Source organism: Streptomyces sp. NPDC058274, assembly GCF_042881375.1.
Taxonomy (GTDB): domain Bacteria; phylum Actinomycetota; class Actinomycetes; order Streptomycetales; family Streptomycetaceae; genus Streptomyces.
On record NZ_JBHVXW010000014.1, the window covers coordinates 66,865 to 92,371 of the forward strand.

Genomic DNA, 25,507 nt, shown 5'->3' on the forward strand with positions numbered 1-25,507 from the left:
GGCAGTGGCAAGGGAGAGGACAGCGGTGAGGAGAGGGACGCATGGGACGCAGCGTCGATCCGTCCGAGGGTCCGGTGGTCACCACTCCGTACGGCGCCGTCCGCGGCCGGCACGAGAAGGGCGTCGCCGTCTTCCGCGGCATCCCCTTTGCCGCGCCGCCCTTCGGCCCGCACCGTTTCCGCCGGCCCGTCCCGCCCGAGCGGTGGGACGGCGTGCGCGACGCGGGCACGTTCGGACCGACCCCGCCGAAGCCGCCGTACTCCGAGGCGTTCGCACGGCTTCTGTCGGACCCGGTCGTGGCGGGCGACGACTGCCTCAACCTCAATGTGTGGACGCCCGATCCGGCGCCCGGTGCCCGGCTCCCGGTCATGGTGTGGGTCCACGGCGGGGCCCTGACCCGGGGCTCGTCCGCCGTCCCCGTCTACGACGGCAGCAGCTTCGCGCGCGACGGCGTCGTGCTGGTCACCTTCAACTACCGCCTGGGCCTTGAGGGTTATGGCCTCTTCCCGGACGCGCCACCGAATCTCGGGCTGCACGACCAGCTCGCCGCCCTGGAATGGGTGCACGACGCGATCGCCGGATTCGGCGGCGACCCGGACCGGGTGACCGTCTTCGGCGAATCCGCCGGCGCGATCAGCATCGGTGCGCTGCTGGCGAGCCCGCGCGCCGCGGGACTGTTCCGGCGGGCGGTGCTGCAGAGCGGGCCGCCGGAGGCCACGGAGCGGGAGAAGGTACGGCGCCTGGTGCGGCGGATGGCGACCCGGCTGCGGATCCCGGCGACCGCCGCGGCCTTCGCCGCCGTCGACCGGCCCCTCCTCGCGGAGGTCCAGGCCGAGGTCGGCCGCCGCGCCAGCCCCATCCTCGGCGGGCCGGCCTTCGGCATCGTCGTCGACGGCGACCTGGTGCCACGCGATCCGCTGGCGGCGCTGCTGGACGGTGCCGCCCGGGACGTCGACCTGATGATGGGCTGGACCAGCGAGGAGTACCGGCTGTGGCTCGCGCCCACCGGGCTGGTCGAGCGCATCGACCGGCTCGGGCCTGTCGCCCTCGCCGGCGCGATGGCGCGCTGCCACTGCGGCCCCGAGCTTCCCCGCGGTTACCGGGCCGCCCACCCCGGCGCGGGCACCGCCGACCTGGTCGGCCAGCTGGTCACGGACCATCTCCTTCGCGTACCGCTGCACCGGCTCGCGGACGCCCGGCTGCACCCGGTCTCCCCGGCGCACGACACCGCCGGACCGCCGCCGGAGTCCCTCACCTACGGCGGCGACGGGCAGCAACCCGGCATGTACGGCGTCGACGGCGGACGGCCGGGCACCGGCAGGTACGACGGTGCGGGGCGGCCACCGGGCTCCGCGGCGCACGGCGTTGACGGGCAGTGGCCGGGCTCCGCGGCGCACGGCGTCGACGGGCAGTGGCCGGGCTCTGCGGCGCACGGCGTCGACGGGCATCCGCCCGCCGGTGGCTCCCACCCCACCGCGACGAGCGGCAATGGCTCCCACGGCACCGGAACGACCGGCGCCGGAACCCAGGGTCCCGGGGCCCCCGGGCCCGCCGCCCCCTCGTACGTCTACGAGTTCGCCTGGCCCTCCAACGTCCCCGGTCTCGGCGCCTGTCACGCCCTGGAGCTCGGCTTCGTCTTCGACACGGCCCACGTACCGGAGTCGACGAGTCTCGCGGGGGAAGGTGCCCCGCAGGAACTCGCCGACGCGATGCACGGGGCGTGGGTGCGCTTCGCGGTGGACGGCGATCCGGGCTGGCCCGCCTGGGACGCGTCGCACCCCGTGCGGATCTTCGGCGCCGAGCCGGAGCTCGTGCACGGCCCCCGGGACCATGAAATGGCCCTGTGGCAGGCCGAGTACCAGCGGCAGAAAGCGGCCCCCGCATCGGCTCCGGCCAACGGCTCGCCCGCCCGCGCCGCGGCATCGCTCGCGGCGGTACGGCGCCTGCGTCACCCCGGAGGCGTCCGCCGCACCTGACGGCACCGGCCCCGCCGGTTCGCTTGCGCCGGCCCGTTTCGTACGTCGGCGGCCGCGGCCGGAGTTACCCGGCGGACGTGCCCCGGAGCGCCTGCGAGATCCCCGTGATCGCGGTGGGCCCCACCCGGCAGCAGCCGCCGATCAGCCGGGCCCCCGCCCGCCGCCAGCCGGTCACCTGCTCGGACGTGAAGGTGGGGCGGCCGTCCCAGGCGCGCGCGTGCGCGTTCCAGGTCTCGCCGCTGTTCGGGTAGACCACGACGGGTTTGCCGGTCACCCGCGCGGCCGTCTCCACGGCGGCGTCCACGTCCGCCGGGGCGCAGCAGTTCACGCCCACCGCGATCACCTCGTCGGCGTCCGCGGCCAGGGCGAAGGCGTCCTCCAGCGGCTGCCCGGCCCGCGTGCGGTCGCCGTCGACGGAGTACGACAGCCAGGCCCGTACGCCCAGTCCGCGCACCGCACGCAGCAGCGCCCGGGCCTCGTCCGTGTCCGGCACGGTCTCCAGGGCGAGCACGTCGGGCGCGGCGGCGGCCAGCACCTCCAGGCGCGGGCGGTGGAAGCGCTCCAGCTCGTCGACGCTCAGCCCGTACCGGCCCCGGTACTCGGAGCCGTCCGCGAGCATCGCCCCGTACGGACCGGCCGACGCGGCCACCCACAACGGCCGGGTGACGCCCCCGGTGCGCGCGCGCCGGGCGGCCTCGCGCGCCAACTCGACACTGAGGCCGATCAGTTCGGCGGCGCGCTCGGGCGGGACCCCTCGCTTGGCGAAGCCCTCGAAGGTGGCCTGATAGCTGGAGGTGATCGCCAGGTCCGCACCGGCCGCGAAGTAGGCGAGGTGCGCCTCGGTGATCGCCTCAGGGCGTTCGGCGAGCAGCCGCGCCGACCACAGCTCGTCGTTCAGGTCGTGGCCCGCCGATGCGAGCTGGTTGGACATGCCGCCGTCCAGGACGACCGTGCCGTTGGCCAGGGCGTCGGCGAGGGTGCGGGAGGTGTCGCTGGTCATGCCACGACGCTAGTCGATGCGCGGTGGGGTACCTGGGCCTGTCCGTCAGGTGAGCGGCACGTCCAGCACGTGGGACACGCGGGTGGGACGCGGGCGGGCGTTGGCGGCGGAATCGGTCATCGTCGCCTCCAACCGCTCGAAACGCCAACCAGCCGTGTATTCAAGGGACATGAGATGACGTCAGATATCACGGCAAGGCACACACTTCGCCCAGTTCCGCCGCGGAACCATCGTCCCGGACTCTGGTGCCGACGGCTTCGGTGAGATGAAGTGGACCCCTGGGGCGCTCCGACCGGAACCGGGGCGTCCCAGGCCCGTGCTGGAGACCGGGCACCGTTCGGCCGTCGCCGAACCGTCGCGCCCCTAGCGTTGGCGTATGACAGGAACCCGGCAGCAGACACCGGCGGAAGCCGTCGTACGTATCGTCGATCACGTGCTCGCGGTGGCCGCGACCCGGACCGGTCGGGGCGGGGAGCCTGTCCGGGTGGACGGGTGGGTGTACACCCCGTACAGGGCGATCCGGAGGGTTGCCGATCACCTCGTGGACCACCTCAAGGGCTCGGCGTGCCGCGCCGACGCGCTGGGGCGGCCGGCATGACCGTCTTCCACGACCTCCACCACGCCGACGTACCCCTTCTCCTGCCCAACGCCTGGGACCACGCCTCCGCCGCGGGTCTCGCCGCCCGGGGGTTCGCGGCGATCGGCACCACCAGCCTGGGAGTCGCCGCGGCCGCCGGTCTGCCGGACGGCGCCGCCGCGACCCGAGAACTGACGGTGCAACTCGCCCGGCAGCTCGGCCGGGGGATGTATCTGCTCTCCGTCGACGCCGAGGACGGGTTCGGCCAGGACCCGGACGACGTGGCCGAGTTGGCGTGCGAGCTCGCCGACGCGGGGGCGGCCGGCATCAACCTGGAGGACGGTCTCGGGTCCGCACGGCTGCACGCCGCGAAGATCGCCGCCGTCAAGGCCGCCGTACCCGGTCTCTTCGTGAACGCCCGCACCGACACGCACTGGCTCGGCGACGGCGGTCACTCCGAGACGTGCCGCCGTCTCGACGCCTACCAACAGGCGGGCGCCGACGGCGTGTTCGTACCGGGCCTGAGCGACCCGGCGCGGATCGCCGAGCTGGTGAAGACGCTCGACGTGCCCCTCAACATCCTCTACTCGCCGCTGGGTCCGACCGTCGCCCACCTCGGCGACCTCGGCGTATGCCGGGTCAGTCTCGGCTCGCTGCTGTACCGGCGCGCGCTGGGTGCGGCCCTCGACACGGCCGCCGGCATCCGGGCGGGACGGCCGCCGCACGGCGCGCTGCCGACCTACGTGGAGGTGCAGGCCTTGAGCGGCGAGGGTCCCGGCGGCCGGCGCCCCGGTCCATGACCTGGGACGGCAGCGTCACCAAGGGCGGAACCCGCTTGGCGCCCGGCCTTGGTTCGGGGGATCCTGGTACGGTTGACACTTTCGCGGGTATCAGACCCAGTGGACTCCCAACCGGCGAGGGACCGAGGAACCATGGACATGGACATCCCCGGCGACAAGCGACTGGCGGCCGCCGTCGTGATGCACAAAGGCCGTGTGCTGCTCGTCCGTCGCAGTGAGACCGAGCGGTTCCTGCCCCGGGTGTGGGGCGTGCCCTGCGGAAAGCTCGAACCCGAAGAGAGCCCCCGGGACGGCGTCCTGCGGGAGTTGAAGGAAGAGACCGGGCTGCTGGGCGAGGTCGTCCGCAAGATCGGTGAGTCGTCCTTCGTAAGCGAGTACCGCGGGCACGAGGTCAAGAACTGGCAGGACAACTTCCTGGTCAGGCCCCTCTCCCGGCACATCACACTCCCCGAGGCGGATCAGGCGTACACCTGGCTGACGCCCGCCGAGCTGTCCACCGTCGACATCGACGAGTACAACCTGGACGTCGTACGGCAGGCGCTCAGGCACCGCTGAGGCATCTCCCGGGGCGGCACCGATCGGCCCCGCGCCCTCCGGGCCGGTCCCCTCACGCCGTCCTGAGCAGCTCGGACAGCGCCTCCAGCTCCCCCAGATAGTCCTTCACATCCAGCGGTACCTTCGACACCGCCCCGGCGTGCGGTCCCGCCGCCGTGAACACGTCGGTGTGGCGCCGCCGTTCGCCGCCCGTCTCCAGGAAGAGCGTCACCGTCGGCCCGGCCGTGTCGCTCCACGCGCGGTGCAGGGTGTGCGCCGGCAACGCGTAGGAGCTGCCCGCCGCGTACTCCGCCACCTGGGTCAGGCGCAGCCGTGCGGGACCGGCCGGCTCCAGGAGCCAGTCGGCCGTCCCGGCGGACAGGGACTCCTGATAGCGGGCCGCGGAGACCCCGCCGTCGCCGCGTGGCTCGTACAGCTCCATGGCCAGCCGGCCCCGTACGACATAGGAGGCCAGCGGGGAGCGGTGGTTGTGGATGTCCTCCTTGCCGGCCGTGCTGCCGCCGGCGTGCCAGAGGTGGGCGCGCAGCTTGTGCCGGGGGCCGCCGTCGATCAGCAGCAGCTTGTCGAAGCCGAGGACATGGCGGTACGACAGCAGGGCGCACGCCGCGGGGTCGCCCTCACCGGAAGCGAGTTCGCAGACCAGCTCCAACAGCCGGTCCGGTGAGCCCAGTTCGGCCACCACGGCACGAGCCGCGGACATCACCTCGTGTTCGGGCCGTTCGTCGTCCAGCGTCTCGGTCAGCAGACGTCGCGCCGCCAGGACCTGCCGACCGCCCATGCACACCCCTCTGTAGTCCGCTCAACGCCGTAACCTGCCCCGTCCCGGGGCCCGTTCGGTGAATCCCGCTCACCCGGCCTGATACATCCATACGGCATGGGCCCGCAGCGCCGAAAGGCCTTGATAGGTCATCCACATGGGGCTGTCGTCGCGGCCCCAGGACCAGATGCCGTCCGTCTGCCCCGCCCATACCGCGGCCATCGCGCCGTCCAGCCGCTCGCGCCAGCCGTCCTCGACACCGTCCTCGCGGGCGATCTCGAGGGCGCCGGCCGTGAGCAGGGCCCGCACGACCCAGGAAGCGGTGAAGTGCCGTACGTTCAGCACCTCGTGGCGAGAGGGGTCGTCGGTGCGCGGCCTGCGCACCTGCTCCCACATGTTCTCCAGGTCGAGGCAGCCGTTGTGCGGCGCGTCCGGACAGGCCAGCAGCCAGCGGACGCCGTCCTCGCGGGCGGCGCGGGCATTGGCGCTCTCGCCGAGCACACGGGCCGCGCGGTCGAGAGCGACCACGGCCTGGGCGGTGTGCAGCGGGGAGGGCCGGCCGTGGTCCGTGGTGAGGCGGTGGCCCCAGCAGCGGCGGTGGTCGCGCCGCGGATCGGTGATCGCGCCGTCGACGAGTGCCTCGCGGAGCAGGGGGAGAGCCGTCGACCGGGGCGCGGCGCGCAGCAGCCCGCGCAGCACCGTCGTCACGACATGCGTCAACTGCCGCCCGGAACGGTCCAGTTCGAGGGTGAAGCCCGCCTCGCACAGCGCGGCCTCCACCGCCAGCCGCTCCGGCGAAGCCCCGGCCCGGGCCAGCGCCCCCAGCACATGGGCGGTGACCTCCGGGCGGGGCTCCGACCCTTGCGACCGGGCCGACCAGCCGCCGTCCGGCAGGCGCAGCCGCCACAGCGTGTCCACCAGCGCGCCCGTGCTCAACCGGCCTTCCGGCACGCCGAGTTCGAGCACCGCGTGCAGACCGTACGCCGTACCGACCGAGGTGGGGCGCACCGGTGCGCTCTCGCCCGGGTCCTCGTCCAGGGCGTGCGACCAGCCGATGAGCCGCCCGCGGACCGGGTCGTCGACCACACTGATCTGGTCCAGGAGCGAGTCGTACGCGCTCGCGAAGACCTGGGGGAGCGGGCCGGGGCCGGACAGCGGTGCCGGCGCGGGGGCCAGCGCCCCGGCCCGGGTGTGCTCGGCCGCGCGTGCCCGCACCAGCGCCGCCGACAGCCAGGCCGCGGCGGCCGTACCGAATCCGCTGACCCCGGCGATCACATACCGGGCCGGCTGCCCGTCGATGCCGTTGGGCAGCACCGAGAACAGGAACTGGAAGACCCCGTAACCGGCGGCCAGACAGCTGAAGCCGCCCAGCCACCCCACCAGCCGCCGCACCGGCGTGCCCGGCTCGGGCCCGGGACCCGACGGCGCGAGCCCGCGTCGCAACGGACCTCGGCCCAGCTGCTGTTGAGACAAGGCGCGTTCCCTCCCCCCAGGGCGGCACCTGGCAACCGACGAAGTTTTCAGTCTATGTGGTCACCGGTACGCCTGGGGTGGCGACTGTGTCAGCGCCTCGGTGAGCCGCTCCGCGAACTCCCCCGGGTGCTGCACGACGCCTACGTGGCCTCCGGGGAACTCCGCGAAGCCGGCACCAGTGAGTTCGGCGGTCAACGCGGCCGTACGGTGCAGGAGTTGACCGCGGGAATCGGTTCCGGCGGCGAGGACGAGCCGCGGCGCCTCGGCTTGCAGGGCCGCCAAGTCCGGCGGGTACGCGGTGAACTGACGCAGCACCCGGGTAAGGAAGACAGCCATGGGGCTGGACAACTCCTCGTCCGGGGACGGGGGGTGGACGTCCGCGGCCTCGTGCCGCTCCTCCGGCGCTCCCTGGCTGCCGGTCAGCCCGGCGAGCAGCCGGGCTCCCGCGGCACCCGGGCCGGCGGCACGGTAGGTGTCGTACACCTCGGTGAACATGGCCCGGTGGCGTGCCGCGTCCGGCAGGACCGCCACGCTTGGCGGCTCGTGCGCCACCACGCGCCGCAGTCGCCGCGGATACCGGGTGAGCAGGTCCAGCGCCGCGATGCCGCCGGAGCTGGTGCCGAAGACGTACGCGCTCTCACCGGCCGGCAGCACCTCGTCGAGCACCCGGTGGGCGTCCTCGCTCCACGACCGCACCCGCTGGTCCTCGACGGGGGAGCCGAGCCGGCCGTGGGCCAGGCCGAGCGGGTCGTACGTCACCACGGTGAACCGGTCGGCGAGCCGGTCCGTCAGCCCGTCGAGCCCCATCGGGTGGCCGGCCCCGCCCGGGATGACCAGCAGCACGGGCCCTCTGCCGCACACCTCGTAGTGAAGTGCCGTGCGGGGGTCCCTCTCACTCATCGCCCGTCTCCTCGCGCGGCCAGTGCTCCAGCAGTACGTGCAGGGCGTCGACCATGCGGTCCCAGGACGCCTGTACGGTGCGGGGCGCACCGAAGCCGCCGGTGGCCTCGAGGCCGCAGAATCCGTGGAAGGTGCTGCGCAGCAGGCGTACGGCGTCGGTGAGGTCGGGCTCGTCGAGGCCGTAGGCACGCAGCATCCCGTACGTGATCTCGGCGGTCCGGCGGAGGGCGCGGGTGCCGGCGACGACGTCCTGATCGATCTGGATCTGGGTGGCCGCGTACCGTCCCGGCCGCTCCAGGGCGAACTCCCGGTAGGCGCCCGCGAAAGCGGCCAGCGCGTCCTTGCCGGCCCGCCCGGCCACCGCGCCGGCGATCCGGTCGATCATCTCCTCGCCGGCCAGCAGGGCGACCCGGACACGCAGGTCCTGCACGTTCTTGACGTGCGAGTACAGACTCGCGTCCTTCACGCCGAAGTGGCGGGCCAGCGCGGAGAGGGTGACGTGCTCGAAGCCGACCTCGTCCGCGAGGTCGGCCGCGGCCACCACCAGCCGATCGACCGTCAGTCCGGCCCGGACCATGGGCGACCACCGCCTCTGCACACTCCTGAACCTAGACCCTCTAGGTGGCGGCCTAATATACACAGGCGAGCGGCTCGAAGCCCGGGGTTTCCCGGCGCATCGCGCGGACGGCCCGCTGCCTGCCTCCAGTGCGGACCACCTCACCTTGACGCGCGGCTGACGCATTAACACGACCCGGTACAAGGGGGTTTGGGGGAGAGGCGGGCGCCACGGAGGTGAGCTGTCGCCCCCGAGTCGCCCGGTGATCATGCGAAGGTCGGTCAATATTCATGTTTCACGTCGAGTCTCCTTGCGCGCGGCCGTATGGCGCCGCCCGACTCAGGAGACCGACATGGGGCACGGACACGCACACGGGCACGGACATCACCACCACCATCACGAGGCCGATGCCACCGCCCTGCCCGCTGCCTTCGACACCTCCGTGCCCGACGAGGAGCTGACCGCGGACCAGCGGTCGCGACGCTCGCTGCTGCGCCGCGCGGGCCTGCTCGGAGCCGGGCTCGCCGCGGGCAGCGTTCTCGCGCAGGGCGCCGCCGCTCCGGCGTACGCCTCGCCGAGCCGTCGTGGAAGCGGCGGTCCGGGCGGCTTCCTCTGGCTGTCCGGCGACCATCACATCCACACCCAGTACAGCGACGACGGCAAGTACCGCGTGGGCGACCAGGTCCGTCAGGGCGCCCGGCACGGCCTGGACTGGCTGGTCATCACCGACCACGGCAACGAGACGCACGCCAGGATCGGTGTGGAGAAGGTCAACCCGGACATCAAGGAGGCCCGGGACACGTACGACGACACGCTCGTCTTCCAGGGCCTGGAGTGGAACATCCCGGGCGCTGAGCACGCCACGGTCTTCGTGCACCCCGGCAAGAACGAGGTCGCCGTCCTCAAGGAGTTCGAGACCTCCTACGACGGCCGGGTGAAGAACGCCAACGACTCGACGCCCGCCAACGAGGCGCTCGCCGTCGCGGGCCTTCAGTTCCTTTCCGAGCAGGTCCAGCGGCGCAAGGTCAAGGACGCCCTGATGCTCGCCAACCACCCGGCGCGGCGCGGCATCGACTCGCCGCACGAGATCCGCGGCTGGCGCGACGCGACCCCCGCGAGCCACCGGATCGCCGTCGGCTTCGAGGGCGCGCCCGGCCACCAGGCCTCCGGCATCCCCACGCCGATGGGCGTCGGCCGGGCTCGCGGCATCTACGACAACAACCCGAGCGCCAACTCCTTCGCCGGTTACCCGCTGGAGAGTTACCGCACCTGGGGCGGCTTCGACTGGATGACCGCCACGGTCGGCGGGCTCTGGGACAGCCTGCTCGCCGAGGGCAAGCCGTGGTGGATCACCGCCAACTCCGACTCGCACCAGGTGTACACGGACACCACCGTCCGCGGCGGCCCGGACAGTGACTTCACCGCCAACGGCAAGCACACGGACCCCGTCTACAGCGGCAAGGTCGACCTCGCGCAGAGCGACTACTGGCCCGGCCAGTACAGCCGGACCCACGTCGGTGCCGAGGACTTCTCGTACGCGGCCGTCATGGACGGCATCCGGGCCGGACGCATCTGGGTCGACCACGGGCAGCTCATCAGCGGCCTCGACGTACGGCTGGCGGGCGGCAGCCGGTGGGCGACCCTCGGTGGCGCCCTGCACGTCAAGAAGGGCACCAAGGTCACGCTGACGGCCGACGTCTCCCTGGCCGGCGGCCCCAACTGGGCTGGTTTCGTGCCGAAGGTGGCCCGGGTCGACGTCATCCAGGGCGATGTCACCGGCGCGGTCTCCGACCGGGACACGTTCACCGCGCCGACCGCGCGGGTCGTCCAGTCGTACGAGGTCGGAAAGTCCACCGGCACCGTCCGGCTGACGTACGACCTCGGCACGGTCGACCGCCCGCTGTACGTCCGGCTGCGCGGCTCGGACGGCAATCGATCCGCGACCGGCCTGATGGGTGCGGCGGTCGACCCGAACGGGCCCGCGCTGGACGTCGTCGGCGACGCCGACCCGTGGCGCGACCTGTGGTTCTACTCCAACCCGGTCTGGGTGCTCCCCTCGTGAGCTCGCACGTCATCGGCCTCGACGCGGGGACGTCCAGCCTGCGCGAGGCCGATCACCTGCTCGTCACGCTGGCGGCCGAACTCGCCCTCCCCGAGGGCGTGTTCGGCTGCACGCACCTGGTGCGCGGTGACCGGCCGCGGGTCGCTCTGTCCTTCACGCTGCCGTCGGAGGCGACGCTGAACGCGGCCCGCGAGGGACTCATGGCGCTGGGGTACGAGGCGACGGACGGGGCGCCGGACGCGGTGGGCCGCGCGGTGTTGTACCCCGGAGTCCCGTCTCTCACCGGCACAGTGACGGTGGGTCAGCTGCTGGCGGACTCCGCGATCGACCGGGTCACCGTCCTCGGTGCGCCCGGAGTGCCCGCGGCGGACCTGCCGTTGATCACCCGGGACCATGTGCGGCCCGTGTGGCAGGGCCCGGAACTGGTCCTCGCGGCAGTGCCCGCCGCACGCGGCACCCTGGTCCCCTTCGAGGTGCCGGACCCGACGCCGTGCTGCGCGGACCACTGAGCGTGGTGGGGTAAGCCCCTCACGACCGGCCGGATGGTGGGCCGGCCGGATGGTGGGTGGTCCGGCATCCGGTGCGGGAGGCATCGGTCTCCTACTGCCGGAACGGGACCTCCTCCGCCTGGACGTCGAGCACGTCTCGTACGAAGGCGTTGCGGAACGTGCCCTTCGGGTCCAGCTCGTCGGCGAGCGCCCGGAAGGCGGCCAGACGCGGGTAGCGCCCGCGCAGCACGACCGGCGGCATGGTGAACACCTTGCCCCAGTGCGGCCGCGGATCGAAGGGGGCGAGGGCCGCCTCGACCCGCCGCACCACGGGCAGTACGGCCTCGGTGTCCTCGATCCAGGTGAAGTGCAGAGCCACGGTGTCCCGCCCATGGGCGGGACTCAGCCACTGACTGTCCGCGGCGACGGTCCGCACCTCGCACACCTGGAGCACGGGCGCGACAGCCGCACGGATCGCGTCGAGGGCGTGCAGTGCGGCCAGGGCGTCCGCGCGGGGCAGCAGGTACTCGGACTGCAGCTCGGCGCCGCTGCTCGGCGTGAACTCGGCCCGGAAATGCGGGAGTCGCTCGTGCCACGGCCCCGGGACACCGAGCTGCCGGGTGCAGTTCCCGGTGGGCATGCCCGGCACCGGGTGCATCGCCTCGGTGGCGGGCGCGGCCCACGGGACATCGGGCATCGGCTGGTCGGTGCGCCGCTTGAGCCACAGCTGCCGGAACCCCGGCCGCCCCCAGTCGGTGAAGAGACTGACGCTGTACGCCGACGCCGCCACCGCCTCGAAGTCCAGCCCCGCCAGCGGCAGTTCGGTGAAGACGTGCTGGCTCACCTCGAAGTCCGGCTCCAGGTCGAGGGTGAGCGCGGTGACGACACCGAGGGCGCCCAGGGAGGTGACGGCACCGTCGAAGCGCCGGTCGCCGCGGCGGATCAGCGCGGCCGAGCCGTCGGCCGTGATCAGCTCGACCTCGCGGACGGCGGAGGCCAGCGAGCCGTTCGTGACGCCCGAGCCATGGGTGCCGGTCGCCACCGAGCCGGCCACGGAGATGTGCGGGAGCGACGCCATGTTGGCCAGCGCGAGGCCCTGCTGGTGCACACGGCGGGCGAGTTCGGCGTAGCGGACGCCGCCCGCGACCCGTACCGTACGGGCCGCCGTGTCGACGTCCACCGTCGGCGGCAGAGCCGTCAGCGAGACGAGTACGCCGTCGTCGCCGGGGTCGGCGATCGTGTTGAAGGAGTGCCCGCTGCCCAGCACCCGGACCCTCGCGCTCCGGGCGACCAGCGCCGCGAGCGCGTCCAGCGAGGGCGGGCGGTGCAACTCCTCGGCGGTGTACGTGATGTTGCCCGCCCAGTTGGTCAGGGTCCGTGTCATCCCCGTTGTTCCTCCCCGGAAGTCACCGTCCGCGGCCGGTGTCGCGGCCACCGCTGGAAACTACCTCGACGGGCGGCCGCCTCGTCTCCATCCGGCCCGGCGGTCCGATCGCGGGTCCTCCGCGTCACGGGACCTGTCTCTCGAAGCGCACGCAGGTCTGAGCGCTTGCAGGTGTCCAAGCCCTGGCGGGGCTGACCCCTGGCAGGGCTAAGCTCCGCGGATGACCTTGGAATGGGAACAGGTAGTCGTTCACTCGGTGGATCCGGCGGCCTTGGGACAGTGGTGGGCCGAGGCTCTCGGCTGGGTCGTGGTCCACACCTCGGATGACGAGTTCGAGATCCGCCAGGAGCCGGATCGACTGCCGGGGCTGGACTTCGTCCGGCTCGATGAGCGCAAGAAGGTCAAGAGCCGGCTGCATCTCGACTTCAGGCCGGATGACCAGGACGCCGAGGTGGCTCGTCTGGTGGCGCACGGCGCACAGCGTGTCGACATCGGTCAGGGCGATCAGCCGTGGGTCGTACTGGCGGACCCCGAAGGCAACGAGTTCTGTGTTCTTGGCCCACGGCGCCAGTAAGGCTCACCACGCCGGAGCCGGGTGCGTCGCCGCCCTTGCATGGGCCCTAGGGGGAGAGCGGCGTGATGCGGATTTCGTTGTCTTTCGCTTCCAGAGAGACTGATTCGGCAGAATCATGGCCATGTGTGGGCGATATCGATAGCGTCCACGCATGACGCGCCACCCGCTTCCCGCTGCCCTCCCGCAGACCGACCTGACCCGCCACCGCCGCCTTCGCGAGCAGGGCAGCCTGGACCGGGCCGACCTGGACGCCGTCCTCGACGCCGGGTTCATCTGCCATCTCGGCGTGATCATCGACGGGCGGCCGCTGGTGGTGCCGACGGCGTACGGACGGGACGCGGACCAGCTGTACGTGCACGGCTCGGTCGCCAGCCGCAGCCTCGCGGCGGACAGCCCGGTCTGCGTCACCGTCACACACGTCGACGGGCTCGTGCTCGCCCGTTCCGTCTTCGAGCACGGCGTGAACTACCGCAGTGCGATCATCCACGGCGTACCGCGCAGGATCACCGAACCCGAGGAGAAGGCCGAGGGCCTGCGACGGCTCACCGAGCACGCCGCGCCCGGCCAGTGGGACTACGCCCGCCGGCCCAGCCGCAAGGAGCTGGCGGCCACCACCCTCCTCGCCCTCTCCCTCGAAGAAGCCTCGGTCAAGATCCGTACCGGCGCCCCGGACGACGGCGAAGGGCCCGACGCCGAGCTCGGTCTGTGGGCCGGCACCCTGCCGCTCGTCTCGACCTGGGGCGCACCCGAGCCCGCCCCGCTGCTGCCGCCGGACATCGCCACCCCGGAGCACGTCTTCGGGCGCGAGGGGACCCGGCACGGCTGACCCACGGGCCGGGGCATACCGTGAGGAGTCGAGCACTTTCGCCGGGAGCGAGGAGAACGGAATGGGCAGCCGGACCGCGCTGGTCGAGGATCTGATGGAGCGGTTCCCGCACGTACCGCGGGAAGCCGTCTTCAAGGAGGACCTGCTCCGCGGGGGAGTCGCCTTCGACGCCTCGGCGCTCAGCGACAACGAGGGCGGCGACGTCAAGCCGAAGTCGTACTTCATCTTCTCCTTCGACCACGGCACCCTGCCCGAGCTGGGCGAGGCGGCGCTCCGCCGTCCGCCCGAGGAGATCATCCTCACCGGCGGCCCGTACGACCTGCGGCGGACCGTGGTGTCCGTGCGCGTGAACCCGGCCTCGCCGTACCGGGTGGCCGCCGACGAGGAGGGGATCCTCGGGCTCTATCTCGACGGGAAGCGGATCTCGGACGTCGGCGTGCCGCCGATGCCCGAGTACTACAAGCACAAGCTCTCCAACGGGAAGTCCGTGATGGAGGTGGCCCCGACCATTCAGTGGGGGTACCTGATCTACCTCACCGTCTTCCGGGTCTGCCAGTACTTCGGCGCCAAGGAGGAGTGCCAGTACTGCGACATCAACCACAACTGGCGCCAGCACAAGGCGGCCGGCCGCCCGTACACCGGTGTGAAGGACGTCGAGGAGGTCCTCGAAGCGCTGGAGATCATCGACCGGTACGACACCGCGAAGACCTCCACCGCGTACACGCTGACCGGTGGCGCGATCACCAAGACGGTCGCCGGACGCGACGAGGCCGACTTCTACGGCCACTACGCCAAGGCCATCGAGGAGCGCTTCCCGGGACGCTGGATCGGCAAGGTCGTGGCGCAGGCGCTGCCGCGGGACGACGTACAGCGCTTCAAGGACTACGGCGTGCAGATCTACCACCCCAACTACGAGGTGTGGGACCAGCGACTGTTCGAGCTGTACTGCCCCGGCAAGGAGCGCTACGTCGGCCGCGACGAGTGGCACAAGCGCATCCTCGACTCGGCGGAGATCTTCGGCGCGCGCAATGTGATCCCCAACTTCGTGGCGGGCGTGGAGATGGCCGAGCCCTTCGGCTTCACCACGGTCGACGAGGCCATCGCCTCCACGACCGAGGGCCTGCGCTTCTTCATGTCGCAGGGCATCACGCCCCGGTTCACCACCTGGTGCCCGGAGCCGACCACCCCGCTCGGCAAGGCCAACCCGCAGGGCGCGCCGCTGGAGTACCACATCCGCCTGCTGGAGGCCTACCGCTCCACGATGGAGGACTTCGGTCTCTCCTCGCCCCCCGGATACGGTCCGCCCGGCCCCGGCCGCGCCGTCTTCTCGGTGAGCTCCTTCATGGACAGTCTTCCCGCCCGGGAGCCGGAGGCGGAGCCCTCGCGTATGTGAATAGGCTGCTTGTCAGTTGTGTGGGAGCCGTGAAAGGCTCGGTGCTGTCGCGAGACAAAACTCAACTCCCCAGCACAGAGGGCGAGTTGACGTATCTTGTGGATGCACTGGACGCAGGAGCTCCCCATGCCCGACCTGCCGGCCCCTCAGGACGCCACCGAAGCCGCCCTGTTCCCGGAATGCTGGGACGCGGTCCTCTCGTACGCCGATCTCTGCACGTCGGACTCGGGGGCCGCCGGCCGGCTGGCCACCGAGGCGTTCACGCACGGCATCCGTGAGGCGCGCGCGGGCGAGTCCGGCGGGAAGAGCGGCGGCCTCCGGGCGTCGCGGCTGCCCCGCGTTCCTCTGCTGCTGACCTCGGTGCGGACCACCGCCGCCGCCTGGGACGCGCAGGGGCAGGGACACCGGCTCGATCCCGATCTGCGGCTGTGGCTCAACTCCCCCAAGGCCGCCCGCTACACCGGGCCGCCGCTGCACCGCCCGCTCGCGCTGCGCGGCCTCAGGGACATGCAGGAATCCGACGGCGCGCTGCTGTGGCTCGCCGAGGTGGAGGCGCGCCCGCTGCCCGCCGTGGCCCGCCGGCTCGGCCTCGACCCGGCGTCCGCCGCCGAGGAACTCGCCCAGGTACGTGCGCTGTTCCGGGACCGCTGCCACCGCAACCACCTCGACACCCCGATGGACGCGCACTGCCGCAGCTATGCGCGGCTCCTCGACGCGGTCACCCGCTCGCCCGGCGCCGACATCCCCGAGGACCTCTCGCGGCACCTGGCCCGCTGTGTGGAGTGCGCCGAGGCCGCCGCCTGTCTGCGACTGCACGGTGGAGGGCTGCCCGCGGCACTGGCCGGCGGAGTGCTCGGCTGGGGCGGCCTCGCGTATCTGGAACGCCGGCGCCGGGCCGCCGAGTCGGGCCCGGACGACGGGCGTTCGGACGCGGACAGCGGCATCGCCGAAGCCGGGGCGGCCGGACCCCGGATCGGCCGCGCCGGCATCCTGGGGGCGGCCCTCGTCTTCTCCGCGCTGGCGCTCGCGGTCTCGCTGATGCCCTTCGACGGCTCCGGAAGCGGGGGCACGGTGGCGCGCGACGCGTCCGGGGCAGGTCAGCCGGTGGCCGACCCGGGGCCCTCCTTCCCCACAGCGGGCCCTCTCCCGTCGAGCCCGACCGCCTCGACCCGCCCGTCCGCCACCAGCACCCGGTCCGCGACGAGACCCGATCCCGGAACCCAGGACAAGTCCTCGGCCCCCGCCCGCAGGACCCCACGCCCGGCCGTCCCCGCCAAGAGCCCGGCCGCCGCCACCTGCCGCGTGACGTACAAGATCGCCGGCCAGTGGCCGGACGGCTTCGAGGCCGCCGTCACCGTCACCTCCGACCAGGCCCTCGACACCTGGCGCCTCGGCTGGACCTACCGGGACGGCCAGCGCATCACCCAGATGTGGGACGCCACCTACGTCCAGCGCGGCTCCCACGTCACCGCCACCGCCAGGGATTACAACAATTCCGTCTCCGCGGGCGGCACCTTCAGCTTCGGATTCCTCGGCTCCTGGCACGACGGCAACTCGGCGGCGCGGGACTTCACGGTGAACGGGCGCAGCTGTACGACGGGGGGTTGAGCGGGGGAGAGCGGAGCTGAGCACGACGCGGACGCGGACGGGGGCTCGCCGGGAGTGCGCGTGTTGTCCAAACGACGGCAGTCGCGTCTCACGCCGCCGCGTGCGCGCCCTGCTGGGGGCGGCCGTCCGCGTTCCAGCGAAGCCGGCCCGTTCGTCCAGCAGGGCGAGCGCCTCCGGCGAGCGTTCCGCGCAGGTGCCGGTGGTGAGGTGCTGGGGATACGAGGGGCGCAACCCGATCAGTCGTCCCGCCGGAGCGAGCGCCCCGAACAGCAGTCGCTGGGCGGAAGCAGATCAACGCGTGAGGGCTTGGCTGCGCCCTGAGGCCGCCCAAGCTGCGCCCTGAGGCCGCCCAAGCTGCGCCCTGAGACCGCCCAAGCTGCGCCCTGAGACCGCCCAAGCGGAAAAGGGTTGGCCTCCCTGTGGAGCCCATGGCTAGGATTTCCATCGATCCGTTGGCGGCTGGTGGCCGCCATTGTCGGCTGAGTGCGTTCGGGAGGTGTGACCGATGGCTGTCGTTGAGATGGGCGCTGCCCGCATCCGGAAGTTCATCAAGTCCACTTCCGTGGCCTCCGGCTGACCTCTCTGCTTTTCCTGCGCTTGTGAGCGCGGTGCCGGGGCCACCCTTGTGAAGGGTCACCCCTTGTCTTTCTCTTCTCTCCCGGGCTCGTTCTCGTCTTCTAGCTCGTATCCCCTCGTGCCGTACGGCTGGGATGGGGACTGGGAGGCCGAGTTCGCCCCGTATGCCGAGCAGGGTCTCCTGCCCGGCCGTGTCGTGCGGGTCGACCGCGGTCAGTGCGACGTGGTCACCGCCGACGGGCTCATGCGCGCGGACACCGCGTTCGTGACGCCGAACGATCCGCTGCGGGTTGTCTGCACCGGTGACTGGGTCGCCGTCGAACCCGCGGGCAACCCGCGCTACGTACGGACGTATCTGCCGCGCCGTACCGCCTTCGTGCGCTCCACCTCCTCCAAGCGTTCCGAGGGGCAGATCCTCGCCGCGAACGTCGACCACGCGGTCGTCGCCGTGTCGCTCGCCGTCGAACTCGACCTCGGCCGCATCGAACGCTTCCTGGCGCTGGCCTGGGAGTCGGGCGCGCAGCCGGTGGTCGTGCTCACCAAGTCCGACCTGGTGGTGGACCCGGTGACGCTCGGGCACCTCGTCCAGGACGTGGAGACCGCGGCGCCCGGAGTGCCGGTGCTGCCCGTCAGCGCGGCCGCCGGGGACGGCCTCGACACCCTGACGGCCGTCCTGTCGGGCGGTACGACGGTCCTGCTCGGGCAGTCCGGTGCCGGCAAGTCGACCCTCGCCAACGCACTGCTCGGCGAGGACGTCATGGACGTGCAGGCCACCCGCGACATGGACGGCAAGGGGCGGCACACCACGACGACCCGCAACCTGCTCGCCCTGCCCGGCGGGGGCGTGCTCATCGACACCCCGGGACTGCGGGGAGTCGGCCTCTGGGACGCCGAGAGCGGGGTCGGCCAGGTCTTCTCCGAGATCGAGGAACTCGCCGCCGACTGCCGTTTCCAGGACTGCGCGCACATCGCCGAGCCGGGGTGTGCGGTCCTCGACGCGGTCGAGTCCGGGGTCCTTCCCGAACGGCGCCTCGACAGCTATCGCAAGCTGTTGCGCGAGAACCAGCGGATCGTCGCCAAGACGGATGCGCGGGTACGGGCGGAGCTCCGCAAGGACTGGAAGCGGCGGGGGGCCGAGGGGAAGGCGGCGATGGAGGCGAAGCGGGGGCGTTGGCACTAGGCCGTGTGTCGAAAGTGGATCTTGGACTGTGAATGATCACGGTTCATGGGGCGGGGAGATCTCACGGACGAGCAGTGGGCGGTGTTGGAGCCGCTGTTGCCGAAGGGCACGAAGGCCGGGCGGCCGCCGGTCTGGCCTCGGCGGCGGGCTGATCGACGGCATACGGTTCCCGGTCCGGACCGGTGTGCCATGGCGGGACGTGCCCGTCGAGTACGGGCCGTGGGGTCGGGTCTACGATCTGTTCCGCCGGTGGCGGCGGAACGGCACCTGGCACCGGATCCTCACCCGGCTCGAGGCTCTGGCCGACGCGAAGGAACGATCACGTGGGACCTGAGGGTCGACTCCACGGTCTGTCGTGCCCATCAGCATGCGGCAGGGGCCCGCAGGCGGAGTGACCTGCAGAAGGAACCGCCGGGCGGTGTGTTCACCGAGCCCGGAGATCATGGGCTGGGACGCTCGCGCGGCGGGTTCACCACCAAGCTGCACCTGGCCGTCGAGCAGGGCCAGAAACCCGTGGCGATCGTGATCACGACCGGGCAGCGAGGGGACTCGCCGCAGTTTGAGCCCGTGCTGGAAAAGGTCCGCGTGCCCCGCATCGGACTGGGCCGGCCACACGTCCGCCCCGATCGCGTGCGGGCCGACAAGGCGTACGCCTCGCGCAAAAACCGCGCCTACCTGCGCCGCCGCGGAATCCGCTGCACCATTCCGGATAAGGCCGACCAGTCACGCAACCGCCAGAAGCGCGGCTCCCGCGGCGGGCGGCCGGATAAGGCCGACCAGTCACGCAACCGCCAGAAGCGCGGCTCCCGCGGCGGGCGGCCGCCGCGCTTCGACCCGGTCGACTACCGCCAGCGTCATGCGGTCGAGTGCGGGATCAACCGGCTCAAGAGGCACCGTGCTGTCGCCACGCGACACAACAAGCTCGCCGTCCGCTACGAGGCGACCGTGCTGATCGCAGCTATCAACGAGTGGCTGTGATCGGCACCCGTCGCGCGACGGCCTCGAAGCAGGGCTGCGTGACCTGAAGGCGGACGCGGAAGCCGGTACCCAGGACCGCCGGAACCAACAGACCGGCGACACCCCGCCGAACGGGCTGCTCATCCGGGGGGTTGTAGCGTGACCGGATGAGGAGCGACGTATATCGGGACGTGGGCGAGGCCGCCTGGTCGTGGGTGCTGGACCACGTGCGCGAGGCCGAGGGCCCATGGCTCGTGCAGGCGGTGGTGGAGGGCGGTCCGGAAACCGTGTCGCCGCCACAGGACCGCGATTCGCTGTACGCGGGGATCGCCGGCTTGGCCCCGGTGCTGGCCGAGATCGCGCAGTACCGGGAGCTGAGCGCGCGGGAAGCGGCACTGGCGACCGGCATCGTGACCAGGCTGTCGGCACAGGCCGGGCAGCGAACGGAACCCTCGCTGTACGACGGCCTCGCAGGCGACGCGACGGCGCTCAGACTGCTCGCCCCGGGCGAGGAAGCGGTGGCACTGCGGCGGCTGGCCGCCCTGGCGACCGGCGACGGGTGGAAGACCACCCTCGATTTCGAACCGGGCTCCGACGCGCCCCTCACCGACGTCATCATGGGGACCGCGGGCGTCGTGATGACGGCGGTCTGGGCGAAGAGCGAGTTCGCAGAGGCGATCGCGACGACGGGAGGCGAGGCGCTGCTGCGGGCGGCGGACCGTACGGAAGCGGGCCTCGACTGGGGCATGACGCCGGGGAGGCCGTCGAGGGCACCGAACTACTCGCACGGAACCGCCGGCATCGCGGCCGCACTGGCGGTCGCGGGCACCGCCCTGGACCGTCAGGACTTCATCGAGGCCGCGGTGGAAGGCGCCCGGCACGTCCTCTCGGTGGGGTCCTTGGAGGACGCCGGTTTCGTCGTCCCGCACACGATCCCGCCGTCGAAACGGGAGGTGGAACCGGTGACGTACACGTGGTGCCACGGCCCGGCGGGCACCTCGCACCTGTTCACCGCACTGGCGCACGCTGGGGTCGCCGACGTGGCGGGCCATGACGTCGACGAACTGCGGCACCGCTGTATGACCTCGATCCTCACCTCGGGCCTGCCGCAACGCCTCCGTCCCGGCTTCTGGGACAACGACGGCCGCTGCTGCGGAACGGCAGGCGTCGGAGACGTCCTGCTGGACGCCGCCCAGGACTGCCGGGCGCCGCAGTGGAGGCAGACCCTGCTGCGGGCCGCGCACCGGATGGGCGATGCGCTGGTCGATCGGGTCATCAGAGATGATGCGGGCGCCCGTTGGCGCTTTGTGGAACACCGCGAGGACCCGCCGCTGCTGCCGCCCCAGACGACGTGGATGCAGGGCGCGGCAGGCATCGCGGCCTACCTTCTGCGCCTAGCTCGGTACGGCGAGAGCGGCCCCGACGCCCCGGTCGTGGACCGCCCGGACCAGTGGTGGGCCGTGCCGGCGCACCTGCGGAGTACTCGCACGGACTCATAAGCGCGTGGTGGCCTCATTCGAGACAAGTAATCCATAACGATCTCGGCCCAGGTCTTGTGCGATGCGTGGGCCGCCCTAGGCCAAGAGCGGAACGGTGCAGGACCGGGTCGAGTTGACGACAGCCCCTGGGCGCCACCGGGGGCTTGCCGGTCCCGCGCCGATGCGCGGCGCCGCCGGCAAGTCTCCTCGCCTCCTGGCCTCCTCGCCGCCCGGCCACCCCGGTCGGAAACGTCGTGTCCGATTTCCGCCAGCGGGTGGTACGGCGATGGCCGAGACTGGGGTACGTGATCGATGAAGAGACCAGGTACGAGGCGGTGCGCAGTCGGGATGCCCGGTTCGACGGGGAGTTCTTCTTCGCCGTCGAGACGACCGGGATCTACTGTCGGCCCAGCTGCCCGGCGGTGACGCCGAAACGACGGAACGTCCGCTACTACCCGACGGCCGCCGCCGCCCAGGGCTCCGGCTTCCGGGCCTGTCGCCGGTGCCGCCCCGACGCGGTACCGGGATCGGCCGAGTGGAACGTACGCGCCGACGTCGTCGGCCGCGCCATGCGCATGATCGGCGACGGCGTCGTCGACCGGGAAGGCGTCGCGGGCCTCGCCGTACGCCTCGGATACAGCGCCCGCCAGGTGCAGCGACAGCTCACCGCGGAGCTCGGCGCCGGGCCCGTCGCGCTGGCCCGCGCCCAGCGCGCCCACACCGCGCGGGTCCTCCTGCAGACCACAGGACTCCCGGTCACGGAGATCGCGTTCGCCGCCGGGTTCGCCAGCGTGCGGCAGTTCAACGACACGATCCGGGCGGTGTACGCGTCCACCCCCAGCGAGCTGCGCGCCACCGCGCCCCGCCGAGGTTCCGGCCGGCGCGCGGCGACCCCTTCCGCGGGGATCCCCCTGCGTCTCGCGCACCGCGGCCGCTACCAGTCCGCCGCCGTGTTCGACCTCCTCGCCGACGAGGCCGTCACCGGGGTCGAGGAAGTGAGCGGCACCCGCGGACGCCGTACGTACCGGCGCACCCTGCGCCTCCCGTACGGCACCGGCATCGTCGCGGTCGACGAGCGCCCGGGCGGCCCACGACGACCGGCGGCCGGGACGGCGACCGAGCCCGCCGTCGGCGGCGCGGAAAGAGCGCGCCTCGACAAGGAGCCGTCCGGGGTCACGGCGGACAGCGCGCCCCTCGCCGGCGAGGCGTCCGGGGGCACGGTGGACCGCGCGCTCCTCGACGCGGAAGCGGGCGGAGTCGTACCGGAGGGCGGGTCGGCGGACGGAGGCGTTCCGCAGGTGCCGGCCCGCCCCGGTGGCTGGCTCGACGCCCGGCTGCACCTCACCGATCTGCGTGACCTCACCACGGCCGTACAGCGGCTGCGCCTGCTGTTCGACCTCGATGCGGACCCGTACGCCGTGGACGAGCGCCTCGGTGCCGATCCGCGGCTGGCTCCGCTGGTCGCCGCCCGTCCGGGGCTGCGTTCGCCGGGCACCGCCGATCCGGACGAGCTGGCCGTGCGCGCGCTCGTCGGGCGGGCCGGGTCCGAGCGGCTCGTGGAGCGGTACGGGAAGGCCCTGGACGCCCCCTGCGGCACGCTCACGCATCTCTTCCCCGAGGCCGCCGTCCTGGCGCAGGCCGAACCGGCAGGCACCCTCGGTGCTCTGACCGCCGCCCTCGCCGACGGGGTCCTGCGGCTCGACGCGGGCGCCGACCGGGACGACGCGCAGGAGGCGCTGCTCGCGCTGCCGGGGATGGACGCACGGACCGTCGCCGTCATCCGCGCCCGTGCCCTCGGCGACCCGGACGCGGCGCCGGAGGGCGACGACGTCCCCGACACCTGGCGCCCCTGGCGCTCCTACGCCCTGCGGCACCTCGCGGCCGCCTCCGAGCCCGGACGGGAAACCCACTGACCATGACGGACCACAGCCCCGCCCGCGTCACCTACTGCACGACCCTGGACAGCCCGGTCGGCGAGCTGCTCCTCACCGCCGACGACTCCGGCGCCCTGACCTCGCTGTCCGTCCCGGGCCAGAAGGGCGGCCGTACGCGTCTGCCGGAGTGGCGTGACGCGCCGGACCTCTTCCGGGCGGCCGAGGAGCAGCTCGCCGCCTACTTCGCCGGTGAACTCAAGGATTTCCAGCTGGAGTTCAGCACCCGGGGGAGCGTATTCCGGGAGGAGGTCTGGGCCGCCCTCGACTCCGTGCCGTACGGGCAGACCACGACGTACGGCGCCATCGCCGCCGGCATCGGTGCCCCGCGTGCCGCCGTCCGTGCCGTCGGAGGCGCGATCGGCGCCAACCCGTTGCTGATCGTCCGCCCCTGTCATCGCGTCATCGGCGCGAACGGGTCCCTGACCGGCTACGCGGGCGGCCTTGAACGCAAGCAGCAACTGCTCGGCCTGGAGGGGTACTTGACCGTCGGATAGTCAGTCCTCCAGCCCCCAGCTGTGGATCCGGCCCGGGTGGATGCGGATCAGCTCCTCGCTGAAGTGCGGCCCCAACTCGTGCGGGCCGGTGAGCAGTTCGGCCTCCCCGCGGATGTCGATACCGCGCACCTTCCACGGGTTGAGGCTGACGATGTCGTCGACGACGAGAGCCACCTTCGGGTTCTTCTGGAGGTTGCGCCACTTCTTGGTGGTCCCCATCGCGTATCCGCCGATGAGGATCGTCCCGTCGTCCTGCGGGAAGAAGCCGACGGGGTTGGCCTGCGGCTGCCCGTGGGCGTCCACGGTGGCCAGCCGTCCCAGCCGCTGCGACGAGAGGTAGGTGCGCTCGGCCTCGCTGAATTCGGTCATGACAGCAGCCAAACACCTCACCGGCGTGGTCCGCATCGGGTCTTGGGCCTAGGGCCGAGGCAGGAGGGCAGGTGCGGCCAAGAGGGTGAGGGTGCGTTGCGGGGGCCGGGGGCCAGGGAATCCATGGCCCCATGACCCGAGCGATCAAGGTCCGTCATCTCGTCGCAGCCCTGGTGACAGCCCTGGCGCTCGCTCCGCCGGCGGCCGGCGCGGACGTGGATCCGGGGCCTCTCCCGGGCAGCGACGCCACCTCGGCCGCGGACGCGCTGCGTCCCGGTGGACTCGCCGCGGACGCCCTCGCTTCCGGTGCTCTCCTCGCCGACCCGGGTGCCGACCCCTCCTCCTCCGCCGACCCGGGTGCCGACCCCTTCTCCTCCGCCGATCCGGGTGCCGACCCCTTCTCCTCCGCCGGCCCGGGCGTCGCTCCCTTCGTCTCCGGTGCCGCGGGCCCCGGCGGTCCGGACTGGACCGGCACCTGGGAAGCCGCCCCCTCCGGAACCGTCCCCGGGCTGCCGGGCGCCTCCCTCCGCAACGTCGTGCACACGAGCGTCGGCGGCAGCGCCCTGCGGGTCCGGATCTCCAACCGTCTCGGCACCGCGCCGCTCCAACTCGGCTCCCTCACCGTCGCGTTGCAGAGGCCGGGCGCGCCCGCGAGCCCGGACGCCGTCGCGGGCTCCGTGCGCACCGCCACCTTCGGCGGTGCCACGTCCGTCCGTATCCCGGCAGGGAAGGACCTGGTCACCGATCCGGTCCTGCTCACGGTGCCCGCCGACGCCAACCTGCTGATCTCGGCGCACACCCCGGCCGACTCGGGCCCGGCGACGTACCACCGCTCGGCCCTCCAGACCAACTTCCTTGCCCGGCAAGGCGATCACACGCGAGATGTGGACGGCGCCGCGTACACGGTCACCCTGGGCAACTGGTACTACGTGACCGGCGTCGATGTGCTGGGCGCGCCCGCCGCGGGCAGCGTCGTCGCCCTCGGTGACTCCCTGACGGACGGCTCCGGTTCGACGTTCGGGGCCAACCGGCGCTGGCCCGACCGGCTCGCCGAACGGCTGCGCGGCGAGCCGCAGCGCCGCCGTCTCGGCGTCCTCAACGCGGGCATCGCCGGGAACCGTGTGCTACGCGACGGGGTCGGCCCCAGCGCCCTCGCCCGGCTCGATGCGGACGTCCTCTCCCGCACCGGCGTGCGCGCGGTGATCGTCATGGAAGGCATCAACGACATCAAGGGAACGCCGGAAGAGACGCATCCCGAGGCCCTCGAGGACGCGTTCCGCCGCCTCGTGAGCCGCGCCCACGCCCGCGGTGTCCGGGTCATCGGCGCCACGATCACCCCGTACGGCGGTCACGTCGCCTACACGGAGACCCGCGAGGCCGTTCGCCTCGCGGTCAACGCCGTCATCCGCTCCGGCGGCCTCTTCGACGAGGTCGTGGACTTCGACGCCGTGGTCCGCGACCCCGCCCGGCCGCACCGCATCCTCCCGGCCTACGACCCCGGTGACCATCTGCACTTCAACGACGCGGGCATGCGGGCGCTGGCCGACGCGGTCGATCCCGCCTCGCTCACGCCGTGAGGAATCTGAGGAA

The 25,507-nt window shown here is 72.5% G+C and carries 22 protein-coding genes and 1 pseudogene; 15 read left to right on the top strand and 8 right to left on the bottom strand.

The genetic code is table 11. From position 1 onward, the window contains the following. Nucleotides 1-41: 41 nt before the first annotated feature. Nucleotides 42-1,976 (top strand): carboxylesterase/lipase family protein, encoded by a 1,935-nt coding sequence (locus tag ACFVYF_RS25155; RefSeq protein WP_389458791.1) that lies wholly within the window; start codon nucleotides 42-44, stop codon nucleotides 1,974-1,976. A 64-nt stretch (nucleotides 1,977-2,040) separates the two neighbouring features. Here the strand turns inward: ACFVYF_RS25155 and mmuM are convergent, their stop codons facing one another. Both mmuM and ACFVYF_RS25165 read right to left on the bottom strand, forming a co-directional pair. Further along, entirely contained in the window at nucleotides 2,041-2,976 is a 936-nt protein-coding gene (gene mmuM, locus ACFVYF_RS25160) for a homocysteine S-methyltransferase (protein ID WP_389458793.1), read from the bottom strand. Between the two features lie 45 nt (nucleotides 2,977-3,021). Continuing rightward, a complete protein-coding gene (locus ACFVYF_RS25165; protein WP_389458795.1) occupies nucleotides 3,022-3,147 on the bottom strand; it encodes a hypothetical protein in 126 nt (41 codons plus the stop codon). Between the two features lie 423 nt (nucleotides 3,148-3,570). On the opposite strand from ACFVYF_RS25165, the gene ACFVYF_RS25170 reads away from it, so the two are divergent. Both ACFVYF_RS25170 and ACFVYF_RS25175 read left to right on the top strand, forming a co-directional pair. Next, complete coding sequence (locus ACFVYF_RS25170) at nucleotides 3,571-4,353, top strand: isocitrate lyase/phosphoenolpyruvate mutase family protein (protein WP_389458796.1); 783 nt, start codon at nucleotides 3,571-3,573, stop codon at nucleotides 4,351-4,353. 132 nt (nucleotides 4,354-4,485) lie between these two features. Then, nucleotides 4,486-4,908, top strand: coding sequence for an NUDIX hydrolase (locus tag ACFVYF_RS25175; protein ID WP_389458798.1), 423 nt, complete (start codon nucleotides 4,486-4,488; stop codon nucleotides 4,906-4,908). A gap of 52 nt (nucleotides 4,909-4,960) precedes the next feature. On the opposite strand, the gene ACFVYF_RS25180 is transcribed toward ACFVYF_RS25175, so the two are convergent. From ACFVYF_RS25180 to ACFVYF_RS25195, 4 genes are all read right to left on the bottom strand, one after another. After that, nucleotides 4,961-5,686 carry a hypothetical protein gene (locus ACFVYF_RS25180; RefSeq protein WP_389458800.1) on the bottom strand — a complete coding sequence of 242 codons (726 nt, stop codon included), beginning with the start codon at nucleotides 5,684-5,686 and terminating at the stop codon, nucleotides 4,961-4,963. Between the two features lie 69 nt (nucleotides 5,687-5,755). Then, the gene (locus ACFVYF_RS25185; protein WP_389458802.1) at nucleotides 5,756-7,138 is read right to left on the bottom strand and encodes a hypothetical protein; all 1,383 of its coding nucleotides are present in this window, start codon (nucleotides 7,136-7,138) and stop codon (nucleotides 5,756-5,758) included. A gap of 60 nt (nucleotides 7,139-7,198) precedes the next feature. Next, nucleotides 7,199-8,038, bottom strand: coding sequence for an alpha/beta fold hydrolase (locus ACFVYF_RS25190; protein WP_389458804.1), 840 nt, complete (start codon nucleotides 8,036-8,038; stop codon nucleotides 7,199-7,201). Further along, nucleotides 8,031-8,615 carry a TetR/AcrR family transcriptional regulator gene (locus tag ACFVYF_RS25195; protein WP_389458999.1) on the bottom strand — a complete coding sequence of 195 codons (585 nt, stop codon included), beginning with the start codon at nucleotides 8,613-8,615 and terminating at the stop codon, nucleotides 8,031-8,033. Before ACFVYF_RS25195 ends, ACFVYF_RS25190 begins: the two co-directional genes overlap by 8 nt. A 331-nt stretch (nucleotides 8,616-8,946) precedes the next feature. On the opposite strand from ACFVYF_RS25195, the gene ACFVYF_RS25200 reads away from it, so the two are divergent. Together ACFVYF_RS25200 and ACFVYF_RS25205 are read left to right on the top strand one after the other, a co-directional pair. Next, nucleotides 8,947-10,656, top strand: a complete 1,710-nt coding sequence (locus ACFVYF_RS25200; protein WP_389458805.1) for a PHP domain-containing protein — start codon at nucleotides 8,947-8,949, stop codon at nucleotides 10,654-10,656. Beyond that, nucleotides 10,653-11,165: a hypothetical protein gene (locus ACFVYF_RS25205; protein ID WP_389458807.1), complete on the top strand. Its 513-nt coding sequence runs from the start codon at nucleotides 10,653-10,655 to the stop codon at nucleotides 11,163-11,165. The genes ACFVYF_RS25200 and ACFVYF_RS25205 overlap by 4 nt, the downstream gene beginning before the upstream one ends. 91 nt (nucleotides 11,166-11,256) lie before the next feature. Here the strand turns inward: ACFVYF_RS25205 and ACFVYF_RS25210 are convergent, their stop codons facing one another. Beyond that, entirely contained in the window at nucleotides 11,257-12,528 is a 1,272-nt protein-coding gene (locus tag ACFVYF_RS25210) for an FAD-binding protein (RefSeq protein ID WP_389458809.1), read from the bottom strand. 220 nt (nucleotides 12,529-12,748) lie between these two features. On the opposite strand from ACFVYF_RS25210, the gene ACFVYF_RS25215 reads away from it, so the two are divergent. The 9 genes and pseudogenes from ACFVYF_RS25215 (at nucleotide 12,749) to ACFVYF_RS25255 (ending at nucleotide 23,548) form a co-directional block, all read left to right on the top strand. Continuing rightward, nucleotides 12,749-13,102 (top strand): VOC family protein, encoded by a 354-nt coding sequence (locus tag ACFVYF_RS25215; RefSeq protein ID WP_389458811.1) that lies wholly within the window; start codon nucleotides 12,749-12,751, stop codon nucleotides 13,100-13,102. Between the two features lie 151 nt (nucleotides 13,103-13,253). Continuing rightward, nucleotides 13,254-13,928, top strand: a complete 675-nt coding sequence (locus ACFVYF_RS25220) for a pyridoxamine 5'-phosphate oxidase family protein (RefSeq protein ID WP_389458813.1) — start codon at nucleotides 13,254-13,256, stop codon at nucleotides 13,926-13,928. 61 nt (nucleotides 13,929-13,989) lie between these two features. After that, nucleotides 13,990-15,321, top strand: a complete 1,332-nt coding sequence (locus tag ACFVYF_RS25225; RefSeq protein WP_389458815.1) for a radical SAM protein — start codon at nucleotides 13,990-13,992, stop codon at nucleotides 15,319-15,321. A gap of 126 nt (nucleotides 15,322-15,447) precedes the next feature. After that, nucleotides 15,448-16,929 carry a cellulose binding domain-containing protein gene (locus tag ACFVYF_RS25230; protein WP_389458817.1) on the top strand — a complete coding sequence of 494 codons (1,482 nt, stop codon included), beginning with the start codon at nucleotides 15,448-15,450 and terminating at the stop codon, nucleotides 16,927-16,929. A 640-nt stretch (nucleotides 16,930-17,569) separates the two neighbouring features. Continuing rightward, nucleotides 17,570-18,685 carry a ribosome small subunit-dependent GTPase A gene (gene rsgA / locus ACFVYF_RS25235; protein WP_389458819.1) on the top strand — a complete coding sequence of 372 codons (1,116 nt, stop codon included), beginning with the start codon at nucleotides 17,570-17,572 and terminating at the stop codon, nucleotides 18,683-18,685. A 45-nt stretch (nucleotides 18,686-18,730) separates the two neighbouring features. After that, a pseudogene (locus ACFVYF_RS25240) lies at nucleotides 18,731-19,663 on the top strand (IS5 family transposase). A gap of 146 nt (nucleotides 19,664-19,809) precedes the next feature. Then, nucleotides 19,810-21,141, top strand: coding sequence for a lanthionine synthetase LanC family protein (locus ACFVYF_RS25245; RefSeq protein WP_389458821.1), 1,332 nt, complete (start codon nucleotides 19,810-19,812; stop codon nucleotides 21,139-21,141). 287 nt (nucleotides 21,142-21,428) lie between these two features. Next, nucleotides 21,429-23,033, top strand: a complete 1,605-nt coding sequence (locus tag ACFVYF_RS25250; RefSeq protein WP_389459001.1) for a DNA-3-methyladenine glycosylase 2 family protein — start codon at nucleotides 21,429-21,431, stop codon at nucleotides 23,031-23,033. A 2-nt stretch (nucleotides 23,034-23,035) separates the two neighbouring features. Next, nucleotides 23,036-23,548: a methylated-DNA--[protein]-cysteine S-methyltransferase gene (locus ACFVYF_RS25255; RefSeq protein ID WP_389458823.1), complete on the top strand. Its 513-nt coding sequence runs from the start codon at nucleotides 23,036-23,038 to the stop codon at nucleotides 23,546-23,548. Here the strand turns inward: ACFVYF_RS25255 and ACFVYF_RS25260 are convergent, their stop codons facing one another. Next, nucleotides 23,549-23,917 (bottom strand): PPOX class F420-dependent oxidoreductase, encoded by a 369-nt coding sequence (locus ACFVYF_RS25260; protein ID WP_389458825.1) that lies wholly within the window; start codon nucleotides 23,915-23,917, stop codon nucleotides 23,549-23,551. A gap of 131 nt (nucleotides 23,918-24,048) precedes the next feature. On the opposite strand from ACFVYF_RS25260, the gene ACFVYF_RS25265 reads away from it, so the two are divergent. Beyond that, a complete protein-coding gene (locus ACFVYF_RS25265; RefSeq protein WP_389458827.1) occupies nucleotides 24,049-25,494 on the top strand; it encodes a GDSL-type esterase/lipase family protein in 1,446 nt (481 codons plus the stop codon). Nucleotides 25,495-25,507: the final 13 nt, after the last annotated feature.